This window comes from Pelomonas cellulosilytica, from assembly GCF_021353265.1.
Classification (GTDB): Bacteria; Pseudomonadota; Gammaproteobacteria; order Burkholderiales; family Burkholderiaceae_C; genus Pelomonas; species Pelomonas cellulosilytica.
The window spans coordinates 145,739-164,427 of sequence record NZ_JAJTWU010000005.1 but is presented as its reverse complement, the minus strand read 5'-3'; the positions used below and the strand labels follow the sequence as shown (position 1 = coordinate 164,427).

The following is an 18,689-nucleotide window of genomic DNA, read 5'->3' as shown; positions in this document are numbered from 1 at the left end:
GGCGACCGCTCGTCACGGACGGCCTTATGCACATCCTCCTCGGGAGCCTCAGCTTCCTTGCCCTCTTTGTCGTGACGCGCCAGGTGTGGCCGGCGGGCATCCTGTTCTACCAGGGGCTCGGCTGCGCTGTGCTGTGCGCTGCTGCGCAGGGACTGGCGGCGTGGCGTTGGTCTACGGCCGCCCGGCCCCCCGTCGCCAAGGACGCCTTACTGACGTTGTTGCTGGCCTATGCCTTCATGTTCACCGTGCCGACGACGGTGGACCGCGCCTACTCCGTGCGCATGATCCAGCAGCTTGCCAGCCGCCCCGAGGGCATGAGCCGCGCCGACATGGAAGACTGGTTTGCCCGCCACTTCGTGGCCCAGGGCGGCGTGGAGCGCCGGGTTCGTGAGCAACTGGCCACCGGCACGCTGGAAGCGCGGGACGGGCGCTTCGTGCTGACTGAACGCGGCCGCTGGCTGGCCGGCGCCTTCGGCTTCTTCCAGCGCCTCTTCAATTGCGGCGATCCGGCATGACGCCCACCTCGCCGCGCGCCGGTGCAGGGCGCAGCGAAGGCGTGGCCGCGCTGCTGTACCTCTGCTCGCCCGCCTTGTTGTTCCTGGGGGCCTTCGTGAAGCCCGTGTTGGGTCTGCCGCTGGGGGTCGCACTGGTGGCGCTTCTGGCACATGCCGCACGGCGTGGCTGGGCGCTGTCGGCCGTGCCCTTGCCTCCTCGGGGACCTAAGTTCGTCGTCGCATTGCTGATGGCGCTCGGCGTGGTAGCGCTGATGGGTTTTGCAACCGGCGAGTACTGCTGGGACTGGATCAAGCATTGGGCGTTGCTCAACAGCCTGGAGCAACTGCCCTGGCCAGTGCGCGTGGAGCTGCAAGGCCAGCCGGGCTACCTTCGCTTCTACATCGGTGCCTATCTAGTGCCGGCGGTGCTTGCTAGTCTGACGGGGCTCAGCATCGTCGCCTGCACGGCGCTCTGGTACGGAGCGGGCCTGGTGCTCGCGTTCATGCTGCTGGGCTCGGGGGGCACCCGCGACGGCAGCCGGTGGCGGCTGCTGTGGGCCGTGCCGCTGCTGCTGGCGATGGCCGGCGGCGACGCGTGGCTGGACGTGCTGCTGCGCGCGGACAGCCGGCCCATCACGTTCAGCGGCTTCCACCACGAATGGTGGGCCAACGCGCTGGTGGACCATCCGCTGCAGTACGGCTCGATGCTGTGTCTGCTGCTGTGGGTGCCGCACCAGGCGATCCCGACGTTCATCGTCGTCGGGCTGCTGCGCCGCCTGCGAACGGCCGACGCGCTCGGCCCCACGGCGCTGGCCACCAGCATGCTCGCGTTGTGGTCGCCGTACGCGCTCATCGGCGCCGTCGTGCTGTTCCTTGCACATGTCTGCGGCCAGCCTGTGCTGCGCCAGGCCTTGCGGCATCCCGGCATTGCGCGTGGCGGCGCGGCCGTGGTGGCCACAGCCTTCGCCGGGCTGATGGCCTGGACGCTCGCGCACGAATTGCCCGGCGGCGGGTTGTGCGTGAGCTGCGCTGCCGACCGCCTGACCCGGCCAGGGGCCTATGTGCTGTTTATCGCCGTCGAGCTGGCCATCCCACTGCTCGTGCTTCGGCGTCGGCTCTTCGACGATCCGACCAGCATCGCGGCGCTGCTCACGCTGATCGTGCTGCCATGGATTGGCGGCCCGGTGCCGGACCCGGTCATGCGGATCTCGATGCCGGCCCTCATTTACCTGTTCGCCCGCTGTGCGCATGAGATCGCCGCGATGCCGCTGCCTCGCATGGCTGGGGCCACGCTGCTGGTGCTGCTCCTCGCTGGGCCCACCACCTGGGGCGAGATCGGCTTCCACGTTGAAGGCGGCGCACGCCATCGGGCGTTGCCGGCACGCGACCCGATGGCGGCGCCCTATTACACCGTCTGGGCGACGCGCACGACCTACACGGCCCAGGAGTTCTTCGAGATCTGCGGCTGGATGTGGCGACCGCAGTACTTCACCACCACGCCGCCACCCACCTGGCCCGTGTCGGCGTCGGCACCGGCACGTTGAACCGATGGCGCATGCCATCATGCGCGCCCATGTCCTTTCAGACCTCTTCCGCTGACGACGACGCCGCGCCGCTGGGCATCGTCATCGCGGCGGCTCTGCCGCCGCTCATCGCGTTCAACCAGACGCCCGCGGCGACGCTCTACAACCATCTGCTGGCGTTGGCCGGCTGGGGCCTCGTGCTGCTGCTTTGGGCGCGCGCCACGCCGAACTGGCGCGCGGCCTTCACCGGCCCGGCCGCGTGGGCGCTGTTGCTGCTGCTCATTGCGCCGCTCACATCCTTCGTCTGGCGCGCGCTGCCGCTGTCGCTGGCGCTCGGCGCCATGGCCATCATCGGCGCTGGGCTCGCCGTGCTGGTGCTGGCGCAGGGGCTGTCCGGCGCGGCGCGAGCCGCAGCGGCGGAGGGCTTGTGCGCAGGCCTCGTGCTGGCTGGCCTGGCCAGCGTCGTCGTCAGCGTCGTGCAGGTCTTCCTGCCGAATCTGGCGGATGGCGTCTTCATCGCGCGTTCGGGCGTCGTCGGCAGCGCCGTCGGCAACCTGCGCCAGCCCAATCATCTGGCGAGCCTGATGATGTGGTCGTCCATCGGCGCCGTCTTCGTGGCGGAGAAGCGCCGTTGGCCGCTGCTGCTGCCCCCGCTGTTGTTCGCCTTCGTCTTCGTCGTCGTGCTGAGCGCCTCGCGCACCGGCTACATCGGCATCGGCATGCTGGCCGTCTGGGGCCTCGTGGACCGGCGGCTGTCTCGCACCGCGCGGCTGAGCCTGCTGGCCACGCCGCTGATGCTGGGCGCCGCGTGGTGGGTGATGTCGATTTGGTCCGCCGAAAGCGGCCACGCCTTTCGCGGCGCATCGCGGCTGGCAGAAGGCGCAGGCTCGCCGTCGCGTCTGGCCATCTTGCGTGACGCCTGGGCGCTGACGCTCGCCAACCCGTGGCTGGGCGTCGGCTGGGGCGAGTTCAATGTCGCCTGGAGCCTCACACCCTTCCCGACACGGCCCATCGCCTTCTTCGACCACACGCACAACCTGGTGTCGCAGCTGGCAGTAGAGCTGGGCCTGCCCTGGGCCGGCGTGGTACTGGCACTCCTGGCGTGGGCGATATGGAAGGCCTGGTGCGACGCCTTTGGCATGGGCGCCCGTTTGCGGACTTTTATCCTCTGCGTCCTGACCCTCCCCGTGTCGTGGCTGCTTCTGCCATGGGCACTTTGGAAGGCTTGGCGCGCTGCGCCGGAGTCGGCCGACGACGCGCTCTTGCGCCGCGCCGCGCTGATGATCGTGCTGACCATCGGCCTGCACAGCCTGCTGGAGTACCCGCTGTGGTACGCCTATTTCCTGTTGCCGGCCTGCTTCGCCCTGGGGCTGGCGCTGCCGGCGCCGGCCCGCTCACCTCGCTCGACGCCGAGGTTGTGGGGCTTGCTCGGCGGCGGGCTGATCGTCGGCAGCCTGTTTGCCGTGTGGGACTACGAGCGCGTCGTCGCCATCTACGCACCGGCGGCGGATGCGCCCCCGCTGGTGCAGCGCATCGCTGCCGGCCAGCGCTCGCTGTTCTTCAGCCACCAGGCCGACTACGCGGCCGCTACCAGCGTGTCGCCGGGCCGCATCGCGCTCGCGGCGGCGCGGCGCACGGCCTTCAGCCTCGTCGATGCGCGGCTGCTGATGCACTGGTCGATGTCGCTGGAAGCCACGGGTGACCTGGAAGGCGCACGCTACCTCGCCGACCGCCTTCGCGAGTTCCGCAACCCGACGGGCGACACCTGGTTCGCGGCCTGCACCGAGCCCGCCTCTGCGCCCATGGTGCAGTGCCAGCCGGCGTCCGGCGTCGTCGACTGGCGCTCGCTACGCTGATGCGGGTGCGTGCCAGTCGCCGCTCTTGCCGCCCTGCTTTTCCAGCACCCGCACCTGGCCGATGACCATGCCGCGGTCGGCGGCCTTGCACATGTCGTAGACAGTGAGCAAGCCCACCTGCACGGCGCACAGCGCCTCCATCTCCACGCCCGTGCGGCCCAGCGTCTCGACCTGGGCGCGGCACAGCACGCGGCTGCCCGCCTCGTCCAGCTCGAAGTCCACTTTCACGCGCGTGATCGGCAGCGGATGGCACAGCGGCACGAGGTCGCTGCAGCGCTTGGCGCCCTGAATGGCTGCGATGCGCGCCACGCCCAGTACATCGCCCTTCTTCGCCGTGCCGCTGGCGATGAGCGCGAAGGTCTCAGGCTGCATGCGGATCTCACCCTCCGCCACTGCCACGCGGTGCGTCTCGGCCTTGGCGGACACGTCCACCATGTGCGCCCGGCCCTGGGCGTCGAAATGCGTCAGTGGGGTCGACATGCCGGGAAACGTTCAGGAAACAGAGGGTCAGGCATCATAGACAGCCGGCTGCCGCCGGCCGGAGTCCCTTGCTGATGAAGAAGTCCCCTGCCTCCCGCACCCTGCTCAGCCTCGTCGCCGCTGCGGTGCTCGCCCTGCCGGGCGCGCCGCTGAACGCTCAGGTCAACCTGCCCGCGCTCGGCGACTCGGTCTCGCAGGACCTCGATGTTGGTTCCGAGCGCCGCCTGGGCGACCAGGTCATGCGCCAGATTCGCATCGACCCCGACTACGTGATGGACCCGCTGCTGCAGGAGTACATCGAGGGCGTCTGGACGCCGCTGGTGGCCGCCGCGCGCAAGCTGGGCCAGATCGGCGACGAGACGCAGGCGCGCTTCGCGTGGGAGCCCTTTCTCGTGCGCGACAAGAGCGTCAATGCCTTTGCGCTGCCGGGCGGCTTCGTCGGCACGCACCTGGGCCTGATCGCGATGACCGTCTCGCGCGATGAGCTGGCCTCGGTGCTGGCACACGAGCTCTCGCACATCACGCAGCGCCACATTGCGCGGCGCATCGCGGGCGACTCCAAGAACAGCATGATTGCCATCGCCGGCCTGCTGCTGGGCATCCTGGCCGCCACGCGCGGCAATGCGGAAATGGCCCAGGCTGGCATCGTCGGCGGTCAGGCCGCGGCGACGCAGCTGTCGCTGAACTTCTCGCGTGACATGGAGCGCGAAGCCGATCGCGTGGGCTTCAACGTGCTGGTGGAGGCGGGCTTTGCGGGCAGCGGCATGGTCAGCATGTTCGAGCGGATGGAGCAGGCCTACCACCTGATGGACAACGGCGCCTACCCGTACCTGCGCTCACACCCGCTGACGAGCGAGCGCATCGGCGACGCGCGCACACGGCTGGCGCTGGAGCCCTTCGCGCGCCCGCGCGGTCTGGCCGAGCACGCCATCATGGCTGGCCGCGCACGCGCGCTGATGGACCCGCGGGTGGACGCGTGGAAGGTGCTGGAAAACTACGACGCCGGCGCCCGCAACATCAAGGAGAGCGGCGGCTACGAGCAGCTCGGTGCCCGTTACGCCGCCGCGCTGTCGTCCATCAAGCTGCGCAATTTCGACCGCGCCGAGGCGACGCTGCGCAGCGCCGAGGTGACGCTGGACCTCATCAATCCCAGCCCGGCTGAGAAGGCCGCGGCCGCCCGGCTGTTGACCTACCTGCGCGCCGAACTCGCCGAGGCCCGAGGTCGGCCGATGGAAGGCATTGCTGCGCTCGACACGTTGCAGGGCGAGAAGTCCCGCCCGATGCTGATGGCCCGCGTGGGTCTGGCGCTGGCCGCCGGACCGGCGTCGAGCGCCGGCCCACAGCTGCGGGAGGCAGCCGACGCGCTGCAGACGCATGTGAGCCTGGAGCCGAACGACGCGCTCGCCTGGCACGAGCTGTCGCTGATCTGGGAAAAGCTGGGCCAGCCGCTGCGCGCCGTGCGGGCCCAGGCCGAGGTGCATGCCGCCGCGGGCGACCTGAACGGCGCCATCGACCGCCTGCGCTCGGGCTTGCGGCAGTCCCGCCGGCCCGATGCCGACCAGGTGGAGGCCTCCGTGATCGACGCACGTCTGCGCACGCTGGTCTACCAGCGCCAGGCCATCCTGGGCGAGATGTTCAAGGGGCGTTACATCCCGCCGGATGTGGAGTTGCCGGACTAGCTTGCTGGCCACGGGGCGCCGCTGACCACCAATGCCCACTTCATGGCCCGGTCACCGTCGTTGCCGACGCGCAAACCGCAGTAACGCGCAAGGTGTGCGTGACGAACAGGCTACTGTTGGTGGCCCTGCGCGCGTACTTTGATCGCTCTTCCGATGGACGGGGGCCGGCGAAGTTGACCACGACTTCGTTCTGTTTACCTGGAAAGTCCCTGAAGCCGCAACCACCGCCGATGACGTAGGTGTTCACCGGGCAAGCGACCCAAGTCTCATTCGATACAGTGGGCGCCACCTGATAGTCGTAGCTCCGGTACCGGGGTGAAAGCGGGCCTGCCGGACCAGTTGCACCGACCGCCCCCTGCGGCCCAGTCGGACCCGCAGGACCCGCCGGACCGACAGGACCGATAGGACCGGCGGCACCAGGGTCTCCCTTGTCGCCCTTAGGCCCCTTGGGGCCTGCATCCCCCTTCGGCCCTTGGTCCGCCAATGTCAGGTCCAGCGGGCCACATGCGCCGTCGCCGTGTTCTGCTTGCTGTCCAGGAACACCACCGTGCCCGGCGCCGACAGCGCCGGCGTGAGCGCGAAGCCGAAGTTGGTGGCGGGGTTGGTGATCCAGCCCTTGACCGCGTTCGTCACGTCCACTGCGATGAACTGACCGGCCGCACCGACCGGCACGTTGATGCCGCTGCCCGCGCCTGAAGTGGGTGGCGTGGTGTTCAGCGTCACGCCGGCCTCGGCCCAGCTGCCGTTGATCGTTTGCAGCTCCAGTGCACCGGGTGCGCCGATGCGGTTGACATACAGCACGAGGTTGGCCTTGATGAGCTTGGCCGCTGTCGTACCGCTGGGCAGCGTGCCCAGGTCGAAGCGCAGCAGCGCGGTCGAGCCCCCGCCGACGCTGAGGATCGGCAGGTTGCCGAAGTTGAGGGCCCGCTGCGTCGTGGCGACATGGGTATCGGCCGCCAGCGGCGCCTCCAGCGCCAACGCAGGAAATGACGCTGCGGCGCCCAGGCCCAGCAGCAGCGCGCCACGCCGGCGCCACGCCAGCAAGGCGACGCCGCCGGCCAGCATCAACAGCACGGACGCCGGCTCGGGCACCGCCGCGGCCTCAAGCGTGAAGCGCCAGTCGCCGGTGCGCTGCGTGCCGTCCGGGTTGATGAAGCGCTTGCCTGTCTCGTTGAGGAACCATTGGCCCGTGAAGTCCGGCGTGCCGGTCATGCCGAAGCCATCGGAAAGCCTCGTGCCCGCCGGCCCATTGCCGCTCTGGGACAGAAGCAACCGGTAGTGCCCCGCCGTCAAATCCACGTGAAAGGCGGCGTCCCAGCAGAAGCTGCCTGCGCCCGGGCACGTGTGCATGGGGCCAATGTCCGACTGGATCATGTTGCCCCAGCCGTCGTAAAGCCACAGCGCCGGCGCGAAGCCGCCAGCGGCAAAAGAGTCGGTGACGACGCTGAGCGACCCTTCGTCAGGCAGCGTCAGGTCGAGCATGAACAGCTCGTCGTCCTGCGTGAAGCGGCCACTGTAGGTGGCGGAGCCCGCCGACGCGGCCAGGCTGCAGGCGAGCATGAGGAGGGCTAGCAGGAATCGCATGATGACCTCGGAGGTGGCGGGGCTTCAGCGCCCCCTTGCATGGACGCCAACTCGAGGTGCCTCGCGACAGCCGGCCACCCGTTCAGGGGGCCGCCGCCCATCGATCAATCGGGGAACGAACGTTCCATGACCACGTCGATGACCATGCCGCACAGGCTGTACAGCAGCGAGCCCACCAGCGCCGCGCCGAAGCCCGTCACCGCCAGGCCGCCAAGCAGCGAAGCCGCCGCCCAGAACATCAGCGCGTTAATGACAAACAGGAAGAGCCCGAGGCTCAGCACCGTCACCGGCAAGGTCAGCAGCACGAGGACGGGACGCAGCAGCGTGTTCAGCAGCCCCAGCACCAGCGCCGCGATCAGCGCCGATGTGAAGCTGTTCACGACGACGCCCGGGTAGAGGTGAGCCACCAGCAGCAACGCGCCGGCCAGCAGCAGCCAACGGACGAGGATCTTCATGCGGCCGAGCATATCGACATCCGCCCCCACTTCGGTGGTGTCGCGTGTTCGCTGCAACATACGTCTACTTAAATAGGAATCGTTCGCATTCGTGTTACTCTTTCATCGTCGTCCCTGCCGAGGCCCATCGTGAAGCCCGCTCTTGCCTTCGTCGCTCCCAGCCCTGTTGCCCTGCCGGCGCGGCCCGTGGCGGTGAGCGTGCCGCAGCCGGCCCGGCCCAACTATGCCGACCCGGCCCGCGCGCCGCGCAGCCGCCGGCTGGTGCTGGTGGGCATTGCCGCGCTGCATGTGCTGGGCCTGTGGGGCCTGAGTCGCATGCAGGACGTCCGCCACACGCTTCAGCGCGTGACACCCATCGTCGTGCGAATCGTCACGCCCGCCGAGCCGCCCAAGCCGCAGCCGCCGCAACCCGTGGCCATGCCGGAGTTCAAGTCCCCGCCGACGACGCTGATCGAGCCGCCACTGATCGCGATTGCCGCAGCGCCCGCGCCCGCCCCGGTCGTCGCCGCGCTGCCCCCGCCGCCGCCCGCCGTCGCGCCCGTGCAAACGGCGCCGGCGCCAGTCGTGCAGGTCGTGCCGCCGCCCGCGCCGCCCACCATCAAGCGCCTGCCGGCCAGCGCCGTGCGCTGGTTGAAAGAGCCGCGCATGACGGTGCCGCTGATGTCCAAGCGGCTGCGTGAGTCCGGCGTCGTACAGGTGCGCGTCGTCGTCGACGTGAACGGCCTGCCTCGCGAGGTGTCGCTGGCCAAGTCGTCAGGCTTCGCGCGGCTGGACGAGCAGGCGCTGCAGGACATCCGCACGGCGCGCTTCGTGCCGTACACCGAGAACGGCCAGGCCGTCGAGTGGGAGGTCATCGCGCCGATGTCCTACGAAGTCGACCGCTGACGCCCCGCCTTTTCCTTCCCTGACTAGCCATGCCGTGGGCGGCGCCTTGCGCCGTCGTGGGCAAAGCCATGCCCATTCAAAACCCATCGGAGAGTTCCATGTCCCGCCACAACAAGAAACCCAAACCCGTCTTGCGGCCCGCTGTCCTGCCGCTGGGGGCACTGGCCGCCGGCTTTGGCCTGGCGTCCGCAGCGCTGGCCCAGACCGCGCCCGCCAAGGACGACAACGTGCTGCCCGTCGTGCGTGCGAAGGCCAGCGCCGAGAAGCAGGGCAAGGACGACTACCAGGCCACCGAGACCCGCATCGGCAAGGGCAAGCAAGAGATCCGCGACATCCCGCAGTCGCTGACCGTCGTCACCGAGAAGGTCATCGACGACCGCAACTTCAGCAACGTGAAGCAGGTCCTGAAGAACACTGCCGGCATCACCTTCCAGGCGGCCGAGGGCGGCGAGGAGGACATCAAGGTCCACGGCATCTCGCTGCAAAGCACCGGCGACATCTTCATTGACGGCATGCGCGACCCGGCCTTCTATGACCGCGACACGTTCTTCCTCGACAGGATCGAGCTCCTGCGCGGCTCGGCCTCGCTGCTGTTCGGGCGCGGCTCCACGGGCGGTGCCGTCAACCAGGTGACCAAGCAGGCGCAGCTGGCCAATCAGAACCAGATCGACGTCAGCATGGGGAGCCACGGCAGCCTGCGCGCGATCGCCGACTTCGACACCCGCACCGGCGAGACGTCGGGCCTGCGCGTGAGCGCGATGAGCGACACGGCCGACAGCGACGGCGCCGGCTCGAAGATCGACAAGCGCGGCATCGGTCTGAACTACCGCGTCGGCGTCGACGAGACCGACGAATTCAGCCTCACGCTGTATGGCCTGCAGAATGACAACGGGATCAACTATGGCGTGCGCTGGATGCGCCAGAGCCCGACAGACACGGTTGCCAACAAGCTCAACACGAAGCTCGATCCGAACGCCTACTACGGGCTGTCCAGCGACTTCAACAAGGGCACGGCGTACTACGGCATGCTCACGCACACGCATCGCTTCTCGCCCGCGACGGAGCTCGTGACGAAGGTGCGCTACGCCGAATACACCCGCGACCAGCGGGCCACGCTGTGGAACTTCGCGCCCCAGGCCCAGCAACCTGGCGGGCAGGTGGTGTCGCTGGACACGTTGAGCGATGCAACGGTCCTGACCCGGGGCTTCCAGCCCAAGAAGCAGGACGTGCAGACGGTCACCGCGCAGAGCGACCTCACGAGCCGAGTGCAGGCCTGGGGCATGCAGCATGTGCTGCAGGCCGGCCTGGACTTCGCCAAGGAGAAGAAGCAGGTGTTCGGCCAGATCACGGCCGCGCAGGGCGGGACCGTGCCGACGCGTCCCAACACCACCATCGGCACGCCTTACGACGGTGCCGGCATCGACGAAAACCTGCGCAGCTACCGCAAGACCAGCGCCTACGTGTCCGACGCCTACGGCGGCTATATCCAGGACATGGTGGAAATCGCACCGATGTGGAAGGTGCTCGCCGGTCTGCGCTATGACCACCTGAAGGGCGACTACGACACCTACGCGGTCCCGAACAACGCGCTCACGCCAGTGACGACGAGCGGCTACCAGATGAAGGTCTCGGAGGTCAGCAAACGCGCCGCCGTGCTGTTCCAGCCCGACGCCCAGTGGTCCTTCCACCTGATGGGAGCGACGTCCTTCAACACCTCGGGCGACGCGTACTCGCTCAACGCGGCCAACCAGGACATCCCGCCTGAGAAGTCGGTCAACGTCGAACTCGGCGCGAAGTGGGACAGCTCCGACGGCAAGCTCAGCGTGCGGGCTGGCGCCTTCCGCAACACGAAGCTGCACGAGCGCAATACCGATCCGCTGAACGCCAACGTCGTGACGCTGTCCGGCAAGCGCCACGCGTCAGGTCTGGACGTCGACATCGTCGGCCGCATCACGCCGCAATGGGAGGTCTTCGGCAACTTCACGTGGATGCCGGTCGCGAAGATCGACATCTCAAGCGCGACGGGCGGCGAACTCCAGGGGCAGCGCCCGTCGCTGACACCCCGCTATTCCGGCAGCCTGTGGACGGCCTACCAGGTCCTGCCGCAGCTGCGCCTGGGCGCCGGCCTCAACGCCCGCAGCGGCCAGACGCCCAATCGCAACCCGGTGGGCATCTACGCCCCGAAGTTCGTGACGGCCGACCTGATGGCCGAGTACGCGGTGGTGCCCGACCAGCTGAGCTTCAAGCTCTACGTCAGCAACATCGCCAACAAGCTCTATGCTGACCAGCTGTACACCAGCTTTTACGTGCCGGGCACCGGCCGTGTGACCAGCGTGACTGGCACGTACAAGTTCTGACCCCCGCGACGGACCGCGCCACGCCATGCTGCTGAAGATCCCGCAGATCCTGGATGCCACCGGCGTGGCGCGAGCGCGCCAGCTGCTGGCCGAGGCCCCATGGGCCGATGGCCGCACGACAGCCGGCGCGCAGGCCGCCCTCGTCAAGAACAACCAGCAGCTGCAGCCCGGCAGCGAGCAGCACCGCGAGCTGCAGGCACTGGTGCTGCAGGCGCTGGAGAAACACCCGCTGTTCTTCAGCGCCACGTTGCCCAAGCGCGTGCTGCCGCCGCTGTTCAACCGCTACGGCGGACATGCCAATGCCTATGGCAGTCATGTGGACCAGGCCATCCGCTACCTGCCCGGCGGCGTGCAGCGCGTTCGCACCGACATCTCCTGCACGATGTTTTTCAGCGACCCGGCTGACTACGATGGCGGCGAGCTGGTCATCGAGCACAGCTACGGCGAGCAGCGCGTGAAGCTGTCGGCCGGCGACATCGTCGTCTACCCCGGCACCAGCGTGCACCGAGTCGAGCCCGTCACGCGCGGCGAGCGGCTGGCCAGCTTCTTCTGGATCGAGAGCATGGTGCGCGCCGACGAGCAGCGCCGGCTGCTCTACGAGATGGACATGAGTCTCATGAAGCTGCGCAGCGAGCTGGGCGAGACGGCAGAGCTGGTGCAGCTGACGGGGACTTATCACAATCTCCTCAGGATGTGGGCCGACACGTGAGCGCGCCGCTCATCGAAAAGCTGCCTGATGGCCTGGCCAACCTCGCGGACTTCGAGCCGCACGCCCAGGCCCGCGTCGATGCCAACGCCTGGGCCTACCTGAACGGCGGCGCCGCCGACGAAATCACGCTGCGCGCCAACCGCGCCGCGTGGGATGCCATCAAGCTGCACCCGCGCGTGCTGCGCGACCTGTCTGGCGGCCACACGCGCGTGGCGCTGCTGGGCCGCGAGCTGCTGCACCCCATCCTGCTGGCGCCCATCGCCTACCAGCGGCTCTTCCATGCCGATGGCGAGGTCGCCATCGCGCACGCGGCGGCCGCGCAGGGCGCCGGCATCGTGCTCAGCGCGCAGGCCAGCGTGCCGATGGAGGACGTGGCCGCGCCAATGCGGGCCGACCCGACCGCCGGGCCGCTGTGGTTTCAGCTCTACTGGCGCGACGACCGCGACTTCATGCGCGCGCTGCTGCGGCGCGTCGAGGCGGCCGGCTTCCAGGCGCTGGTGCTGACCGTCGATGCGCCGGTGCATGGGGCGCGCGACCGCGAGCGCCGTGCCGGCTTCAAGCTGCCGGACCACATCCGCGCCGTCAACCTCGGCGGCCTGAAGAAGCCGCTGGACCTGCAGCCCGGCCAGAGCGCGCTGTTCGACGGCCTGATGCCGCGCGCCGCCACTTGGCGCGAGATCGACTGGCTGCGCGCCGAGAGCAAGCTGCCGCTGCTGCTGAAGGGTCTTACGCATGTCGACGACGCCCGCGATGCGCTGGCCCGCGGCGTGACTGGCTTCGTCGTCTCCAACCACGGCGGCCGCGCGCTCGACACGCTGCCGCCCACCACCGAGCTGCTGCCGCCGCTGCGCGTCGCCCTCGGCCCGGACGTGCCGCTGCTGGTCGACGGTGGCATCCGGCGCGGCACCGACGTGCTGAAGGCGATCGCGCTCGGCGCCGACGCCGTGCTCGTGGGCCGTCCCTATGTGCATGCGCTGGCCGCCAGCGGCGCTTTGGGCGTGGCCCATGCGCTGCGGCTGCTGCGCGACGAGCTGGAGATCGCGATGGCGCTCTCCGGCTGCAAGACCCTCGCCGACGCCGGCCCGGCATTGCTCTGGCCCGGCACCTCCTTCCGTTGAAAGGCCTTTTCATGAAGCTGATCGCCACGCTGGCCCTGACCCTGGCCGCCTCCGCCGCATTCGCCCACGGCAACGTCTCCTGCCCCGCCGTGCCCAAGGAAGAGAAGAAGCCGCAGATGGAACTGCAGAAGAAGCTTGAAGGCGAAGGCTGGAAGGTGCGCAAGGTCCAGAACTACAACGGCTGCTACGAGGTCTATGGCTTCGACGGCAGCGGCAAGAAGGCCGAAGCCTTCTTCGACCCCAAGACCTTCGAGCGCGTCTACCCCGAGGGCGAGCAGCCCGCCGCACCCGCGAAGTAAGCGATGCGCGTCCGCGTTCGCGTCTGGGACGGCCTCGTCCGCACGCTGCACTGGACGCTGGCCGCCGCTGTCGCGACCGCCTGGATCAGCGGCCATTGGCCGCCCAGCCATTTCGACGACTGGCATCACACGGCCGGCTATGTCGCCGGCGCCGCGGTCCTGCTGCGGCTGGGCTGGGGCTGGGCCGGCCGCGGCCACGCGCGGCTGGCCAGCTTCGTCAGGCGCCCGCGCGACGTGCTGGCCTACGCCCGCGCGCTGCGGGCGGGCCATGAGCCGCGCTACATCGGCCATAACCCTCTGGGTGGATGGATGGTGCTGGCGCTGTGGGCCACGGCCTTCGCGCTGGCGCTGACCGGCTGGCTCTACACGACCGACTGGCTGTGGGGCTACGAGTGGCTGTCGGACCTGCATGCATGGCTGGCCTGGGGCCTGCTCGTGCTGGTGGCCGGCCATCTCGGCGGCGTCGTGGTGACGAGCTGGCGGCACCGCGAGAACCTCGTCGGCGCGATGTTCAGCGGCGCCAAGCGTGCGCCCGAGGGCAACGACATCGCGTGAAGCGAGCGCCTTGCGAGGCCCGGATTGATGCGGCCCCGCGACAGGCAGGGCCGAAAGGCCCGATTTCATGGGGCTCTGCGGGTCATCCCCTCTATGAAAGCCTTCTATTCCTCCATGGAGCGCAGTACCATCGCCGCCGCAGGGTGCTAGAGAGTATTGAAGGCTTACGCGGCCTTCACCCGGACCCGGCACATCAACAACTTTTGATGGAGTGAATCGACATGGCAACTGCGAAGAAGGCCGCGCCCGCGAAGAAGGCGGCTGCACCGGCCAAGAAGGCCGCCCCGGCGAAGAAGGCGGCAGCGCCCGCGAAGAAGGCAGCCGCCCCGGCCAAGAAGGCTGCGGCCCCCGCGAAGAAGGCAGCGCCGGCCAAGAAGGCCGCCGCCCCCGCCAAGAAGCGCACGCCCAACGCTGCCTTCATGAAGGCGCTGACCCCCAGCGCGGCCCTGGCCGCCATCGTCGGCGCAGCCCCGCTGCCGCGCACCGACGTGACCAAGAAGGTCTGGGAGTACATCAAGAAGAACAAGCTGCAGGACGAACTGCAGAAGCGCGTCATCAACGCCGACGCCAAGCTGAAGGAGATCTTCGGCAAGGCCAAGGCCGACATGTTCGAGATGACGAAGCTGATCAACAGCCACCTGAAGTGAAGCGGCGCCGCCTCGCGCGGCTTCGTGAACAGAGCCCGGCACCGCCGGGCTTTTTTGCGTCCGGCGCTCGGCCGATCAGCCGATCAGCCGATCAGCCGGCGCAGCGCGGCCTGCAGGTGCGGCACCTCGATGGGCTTGAGCCAGTAGTCGTCGAAGCCGGCCGCCCGTGCGGCGCGCACCATGGCGCTCGGATCGTCTGCCGACAGCGCCACCCAGCGCGTGCCCGCCAGCCGGGCGGACAGCGTCGCGTCCGCCGTCACGTGCTCGCGCAGCGCGAGGCCCGTCATGTCGGGCAGGTTCATGTCCACCAGCACCAGCCGCGGGGCCGGGCCTTCCGCCAGTGCGGCCAGTGCCTCGGCACCGGTCTCGGCGCAGCGCAGGGCCCAGTCCGGCAGCAGCCGGAACACCTCTTCCATGAGGATGAGATGGATGCGGTCGTCTTCGACGTAGAGCACCTGCGGCGCGGCGCGGTCGGGCATGGCGGGAGGCGGGTGGGGCGGATCGGAGCGCCGGCACGATAGCAGCAAAGGCTCGCGCCGCCGGCCTGTCCAACGGCCGAAGACGACCCACGTCAAATTCGGCGCAAAAGCGTGACTTATCTCACCGCCGCAGCAGCGGTGCGAGGTAGCGGCCGGTGTGGCTGGCCTCGCAGGCCGCCACGTCTTCCGGAGTGCCGGCCACCAGCAGCGTGCCGCCGCCCGCGCCGCCCTCCGGGCCCATGTCGATGAGCCAGTCGGCGGTCTTGATGACGTCCAGGTTGTGCTCGATGACGACGATGGTGTTGCCCGCGTCGCGCAGTTGGTGCAGCACCTTCAGCAGCAGCGCGATGTCGGCAAAGTGCAGGCCGGTCGTCGGCTCGTCCAGGATATAGAGCGTGCGGCCGGTGTCGCGTTTGGACAGCTCCAGAGCCAGCTTCACGCGCTGCGCCTCGCCGCCGGACAGCGTCGTGGCGCTCTGGCCCAGCTTCACATAGCCCAGGCCCACGTCCAGCAGCGTCTGCAGCTTGCGCGCGAGCGTCGGCACGGCGTTGAACAGGTTGAAGGCGTCCTCCACCGTCATGTTCAGCACGTCGGTGATGTTCTTGCCCTTGTAGAGCACTTCCAGCGTCTCGCGGTTGTAGCGCCGGCCCTGGCAGACGTCGCAGGGCACGTAGACGTCGGGCAGGAAGTGCATCTCCACCTTCAGCACGCCGTCGCCCTGGCAGGCCTCGCAGCGGCCGCCGGCGACGTTGAAGCTGAAACGCCCCGGGCCGTAGCCGCGCTCGCGCGCCGTGGGCATCTCGGCGAACAGCTCGCGGATGGGCGTGAACAGGCCCGTGTACGTGGCCGGGTTGGAGCGCGGCGTGCGGCCGATGGGGGATTGATCAACGTTGATGACCTTGTCGAACGCATCCAGGCCCTCGATCTCGTCGTAGGCGGCCGGGTCGGCATGGCTCTGATAGAGCTTCTTGGCGACGGCGGTGTACAGCGTGTCATTGACCAGCGTGCTCTTGCCGGAGCCAGACACACCGGTAACGCAGGTCAGCACGCCGACTGGAATCTCGACCGTCACGCCCTTCAGGTTGTTGCCGCTGGCGTTGACGATGCGCAGCACCTGCCCGCCCACGGCCGGGTGGCGGGTCGCCGGCACCTCAATGCGGGCGGCGCCACTCAAGTACCGGCCGGTGGGCGAGTCCGGGTTGGCGGCCACCTGGTCGGGCGTGCCCTGGGCCATGATGCGGCCGCCGTGCACGCCAGCGCCCGGCCCGAGGTCCAGTACCCAGTCGGCGGCGCGGATGGCGTCCTCGTCGTGCTCCACCACCAGTACCGAGTTGCCGAGGTCGCGCAGTCGGCGCAGCGTGGCGATGAGGCGGTCGTTGTCGCGCTGGTGCAGGCCGATGCTGGGCTCGTCCAGCACGTACATGACGCCGGTCAGCCCGGAACCGATCTGCGACGCAAGGCGGATGCGTTGCGCCTCGCCGCCCGACAACGTGTCGGCGCTGCGATCCAGGCTCAGGTAGTTCAGGCCTACGTCGTTCAGGAAGCGCAGCCGGGACGCTATCTCGCGGATGACCTTGTCGCCGATCTCGGCCTTGTTGCCCTTGAGCTTCAGACTGTCGAAGTAGTCCAGGCATTCGCGTAGCGTCGAGTGCTCGACCTCGTAGATCGGCCGGCCCTTGAAGCCGGGCGGCGCATCTGCCGGCTGCAGTACGACGTGGCGCGCCTCGATGCGCAGCCGCGAGCCCTCGCAGGCGGGGCAGGGCTTGGCCGCCATGTAGCGGGCCAGGTCCTCGCGCACGGCGGCCGAGTCGGTCTCCTTGTAGCGGCGCTGCAGGTTGGGCAGGATGCCCTCGAACGGGTGGCTGCGCTTGACCGAGCGCTTCTTGCCGGTGGACGTCTCGGCCTGGTAGACGAAGGCGATCTCGGTCTCGCCCGAGCCGTGCAGCAGCACCTGCTGCACGTCGGGCGGAAGGCTCTCCCACGGTGCCTCGACATCGAAGGTGTAATGCGCCGCCACTGCCTCCAGCATGGAGAACGTGTAGGGGTTGCGCCGGTCCCAGCCCTTGACGGCGCCGCTGGCCAGCGACAGCGTTGGGAAGGCGATGACCCGCTCGGGGTCGAACACCGTCACCTGGCCCAGGCCCTCGCAGCTGGGGCAGGCGCCCACCGGAGAGTTGAACGAGAACAGCCGCGGCTCCAGCTCGGGCAGGGAGTACGAGCACACCGGACAGGCAAACTTGCTGGAAAACAGCGTCGTCTGCTCGGACTCCATGTCCATCACCAGCGCCCGGCCGTCGGCCAGCCGCAGCGCGGCCTCGAAGCTCTCGGCCAGCCGCTGGCGCAACGAATCCGCCGCATCGTGGCGCAGCTTGATGCGGTCCACGACGACGTCGATGTCGTGCTTCTCCGTCTTCTTCAGCGCCGGCAGGTCGGGCACCTCCACCGTCGCGCCATCGACGCGGAAGCGCACATAGCCCTGGGCCTGCAGGTCCTGGAAGAGCTCGACGAACTCGCCCTTGCGGTCGCGCACGACCGGCGCCAGCAGCAGCAGCTTGCTTTCGTCGGGCATCGCCAGCACGGCGTCCACCATCTGGCTGACGGACTGCGCCTCCAGCGGCAGGTGGTGGTCCGGGCAGAACGGCGTGCCGGCGCGGGCGTAGAGCAGACGCAGGTAATCGTGGATCTCGGTGACGGTGCCGACCGTCGAGCGCGGGTTGTGCGAGGTCGCCTTCTGCTCGATGGAGATCGCCGGGCTCAGGCCCTCGATGACGTCCACGTCCGGCTTGTCCATCAGCTGCAGGAACTGCCGCGCGTAGCTGGACAGGCTTTCCACGTAGCGCCGCTGGCCCTCGGCGTACAGCGTGTCGAACGCCAGCGACGACTTGCCCGAGCCCGACAGGCCGGTGATGACGACCAGCGCATGTCGCGGCAGGTCGACGTCGATGTTCTTCAGGTTGTGGGTGCGCGCGCCGCGGACGCGGATGAACCGGGACTCGGGAACGGCAGAGGGCGGGGTCAGATCCGGCGGCATGGCAGTGAGGACAAGCGAACCGGCCATGATAGGCCGCCCCTCGCCACAGTGCTTCAGCAGCGGCTCATCCGGGCGGCCTGCAGCTCATCGCGCCGCGCCGGCGATTCGTCGCAGCGCCATGGCGGCGCACCGGCCCGCTCGCCACACTGCTTCCATCGACACAGCAATTCCGCTGTGCGAACACCGAAAGGAAGCATCATGAAGACCACCGTTCTGATCCAAGCCGCTGCTGTCGCCGCCTTCGCCTTCACCGCGCTGACCGCCAGCGCTGCCCCCGCCGAGGTGCAGAAGTTGCCCCGCGTCGTCATCACCGGCAAGGCCGTCAAGGAAGTCGCCCAGTTGCCGCGCGTCGTCGTGACCGGGGTGGCCGTGCGCGAAGTGGCCCTGCTGCCGCGCGTCGTCGTCACCAGCCGCCGCGCCTGAACCCGGCATGACGATGCCCCTGAAGACGATCCTCCGAGCCGAGTCGCCGGCGCAGCAGGCCGGTGGCCCGCGCTGCGCCGCCGAGTCGGCTTGAACTGCTTCTAGCCGTCACGTC

The 18,689-nt window shown here is 69.0% G+C and carries 18 protein-coding genes; 12 read left to right on the top strand and 6 right to left on the bottom strand.

Annotation, left to right across the window (positions count from 1 at the left end; translation table 11 throughout):
* The first annotated feature begins 26 nt into the window (after positions 1-26).
* Genes LXT13_RS13995 through LXT13_RS13985 form a run of 3 tightly spaced genes read left to right on the top strand, consistent with a single transcriptional unit; the run spans position 27 to position 3,873 of the window.
* Positions 27-515 (top strand): hypothetical protein, encoded by a 489-nt coding sequence (locus tag LXT13_RS13995; RefSeq protein ID WP_233372532.1) that lies wholly within the window; start codon positions 27-29, stop codon positions 513-515.
* Complete coding sequence (locus tag LXT13_RS13990) at positions 512-2,038, top strand: hypothetical protein (RefSeq protein WP_233372531.1); 1,527 nt, start codon at positions 512-514, stop codon at positions 2,036-2,038. The genes LXT13_RS13995 and LXT13_RS13990 overlap by 4 nt, the downstream gene beginning before the upstream one ends.
* 29 nt (positions 2,039-2,067) lie before the next feature.
* The gene (locus LXT13_RS13985; RefSeq protein WP_233372530.1) at positions 2,068-3,873 is read left to right on the top strand and encodes a PglL family O-oligosaccharyltransferase; all 1,806 of its coding nucleotides are present in this window, start codon (positions 2,068-2,070) and stop codon (positions 3,871-3,873) included.
* Here the strand turns inward: LXT13_RS13985 and moaC are convergent.
* Positions 3,865-4,353 carry a cyclic pyranopterin monophosphate synthase MoaC gene (gene moaC / locus LXT13_RS13980; RefSeq protein WP_233372529.1) on the bottom strand — a complete coding sequence of 163 codons (489 nt, stop codon included), beginning with the start codon at positions 4,351-4,353 and terminating at the stop codon, positions 3,865-3,867. The two genes, LXT13_RS13985 and moaC, sit on opposite strands and share 9 nt — an antisense overlap.
* Before the next feature lie 74 nt (positions 4,354-4,427).
* Between moaC and LXT13_RS13975 the strand changes: the two genes are divergently transcribed.
* Complete coding sequence (locus LXT13_RS13975) at positions 4,428-6,032, top strand: M48 family metalloprotease (RefSeq protein WP_233372528.1); 1,605 nt, start codon at positions 4,428-4,430, stop codon at positions 6,030-6,032.
* A 40-nt stretch (positions 6,033-6,072) separates the two neighbouring features.
* On the opposite strand, the gene LXT13_RS13970 is transcribed toward LXT13_RS13975, so the two are convergent.
* The 3 genes from LXT13_RS13970 to LXT13_RS13955 form a co-directional block, all read right to left on the bottom strand.
* Complete coding sequence (locus LXT13_RS13970; RefSeq protein ID WP_233372848.1) at positions 6,073-6,279, bottom strand: hypothetical protein; 207 nt, start codon at positions 6,277-6,279, stop codon at positions 6,073-6,075.
* 239 nt (positions 6,280-6,518) lie between these two features.
* Positions 6,519-7,616 (bottom strand): DVUA0089 family protein, encoded by a 1,098-nt coding sequence (locus tag LXT13_RS13960; protein WP_233372527.1) that lies wholly within the window; start codon positions 7,614-7,616, stop codon positions 6,519-6,521.
* A gap of 104 nt (positions 7,617-7,720) precedes the next feature.
* Positions 7,721-8,071: a phage holin family protein gene (locus tag LXT13_RS13955; protein WP_233372842.1), complete on the bottom strand. Its 351-nt coding sequence runs from the start codon at positions 8,069-8,071 to the stop codon at positions 7,721-7,723.
* A gap of 129 nt (positions 8,072-8,200) precedes the next feature.
* Between LXT13_RS13955 and LXT13_RS28805 the strand changes: the two genes are divergently transcribed.
* The 7 genes from LXT13_RS28805 to LXT13_RS13920 all read left to right on the top strand — a co-directional run bounded on the left by LXT13_RS28805 (position 8,201) and on the right by LXT13_RS13920 (position 14,641).
* Positions 8,201-8,956, top strand: a complete 756-nt coding sequence (locus LXT13_RS28805; RefSeq protein ID WP_233372526.1) for a TonB family protein — start codon at positions 8,201-8,203, stop codon at positions 8,954-8,956.
* A 98-nt stretch (positions 8,957-9,054) separates the two neighbouring features.
* Positions 9,055-11,313, top strand: a complete 2,259-nt coding sequence (locus LXT13_RS13945; protein ID WP_233372525.1) for a TonB-dependent receptor — start codon at positions 9,055-9,057, stop codon at positions 11,311-11,313.
* Between the two features lie 25 nt (positions 11,314-11,338).
* Entirely contained in the window at positions 11,339-12,022 is a 684-nt protein-coding gene (locus LXT13_RS13940) for a Fe2+-dependent dioxygenase (protein WP_233372524.1), read from the top strand.
* Positions 12,019-13,140 carry an alpha-hydroxy acid oxidase gene (locus tag LXT13_RS13935; RefSeq protein ID WP_233372523.1) on the top strand — a complete coding sequence of 374 codons (1,122 nt, stop codon included), beginning with the start codon at positions 12,019-12,021 and terminating at the stop codon, positions 13,138-13,140. Before LXT13_RS13940 ends, LXT13_RS13935 begins: the two co-directional genes overlap by 4 nt.
* Positions 13,141-13,151: 11 nt before the next feature.
* Positions 13,152-13,439 (top strand): PepSY domain-containing protein, encoded by a 288-nt coding sequence (locus LXT13_RS13930; RefSeq protein WP_233372522.1) that lies wholly within the window; start codon positions 13,152-13,154, stop codon positions 13,437-13,439.
* A 3-nt stretch (positions 13,440-13,442) separates the two neighbouring features.
* A complete protein-coding gene (locus LXT13_RS13925) occupies positions 13,443-13,994 on the top strand; it encodes a cytochrome b/b6 domain-containing protein (RefSeq protein ID WP_233372521.1) in 552 nt (183 codons plus the stop codon).
* Between the two features lie 221 nt (positions 13,995-14,215).
* The gene (locus tag LXT13_RS13920; RefSeq protein ID WP_233372520.1) at positions 14,216-14,641 is read left to right on the top strand and encodes an SWIB/MDM2 domain-containing protein; all 426 of its coding nucleotides are present in this window, start codon (positions 14,216-14,218) and stop codon (positions 14,639-14,641) included.
* An 83-nt stretch (positions 14,642-14,724) separates the two neighbouring features.
* Here LXT13_RS13920 and LXT13_RS13915 read toward each other — a convergent pair whose 3' ends face one another.
* Both LXT13_RS13915 and uvrA read right to left on the bottom strand, forming a co-directional pair.
* Positions 14,725-15,120, bottom strand: a complete 396-nt coding sequence (locus LXT13_RS13915; RefSeq protein WP_233372519.1) for a response regulator — start codon at positions 15,118-15,120, stop codon at positions 14,725-14,727.
* A 121-nt stretch (positions 15,121-15,241) separates the two neighbouring features.
* Positions 15,242-18,151, bottom strand: a complete 2,910-nt coding sequence (uvrA, locus tag LXT13_RS13910; protein WP_233372518.1) for an excinuclease ABC subunit UvrA — start codon at positions 18,149-18,151, stop codon at positions 15,242-15,244.
* Positions 18,152-18,349: 198 nt separating this feature from the next.
* Here uvrA and LXT13_RS13905 point away from each other — a divergent pair, with 198 nt between their 5' ends.
* Positions 18,350-18,574, top strand: a complete 225-nt coding sequence (locus LXT13_RS13905) for a hypothetical protein (RefSeq protein WP_233372517.1) — start codon at positions 18,350-18,352, stop codon at positions 18,572-18,574.
* Positions 18,575-18,689 lie beyond the last annotated feature (115 nt).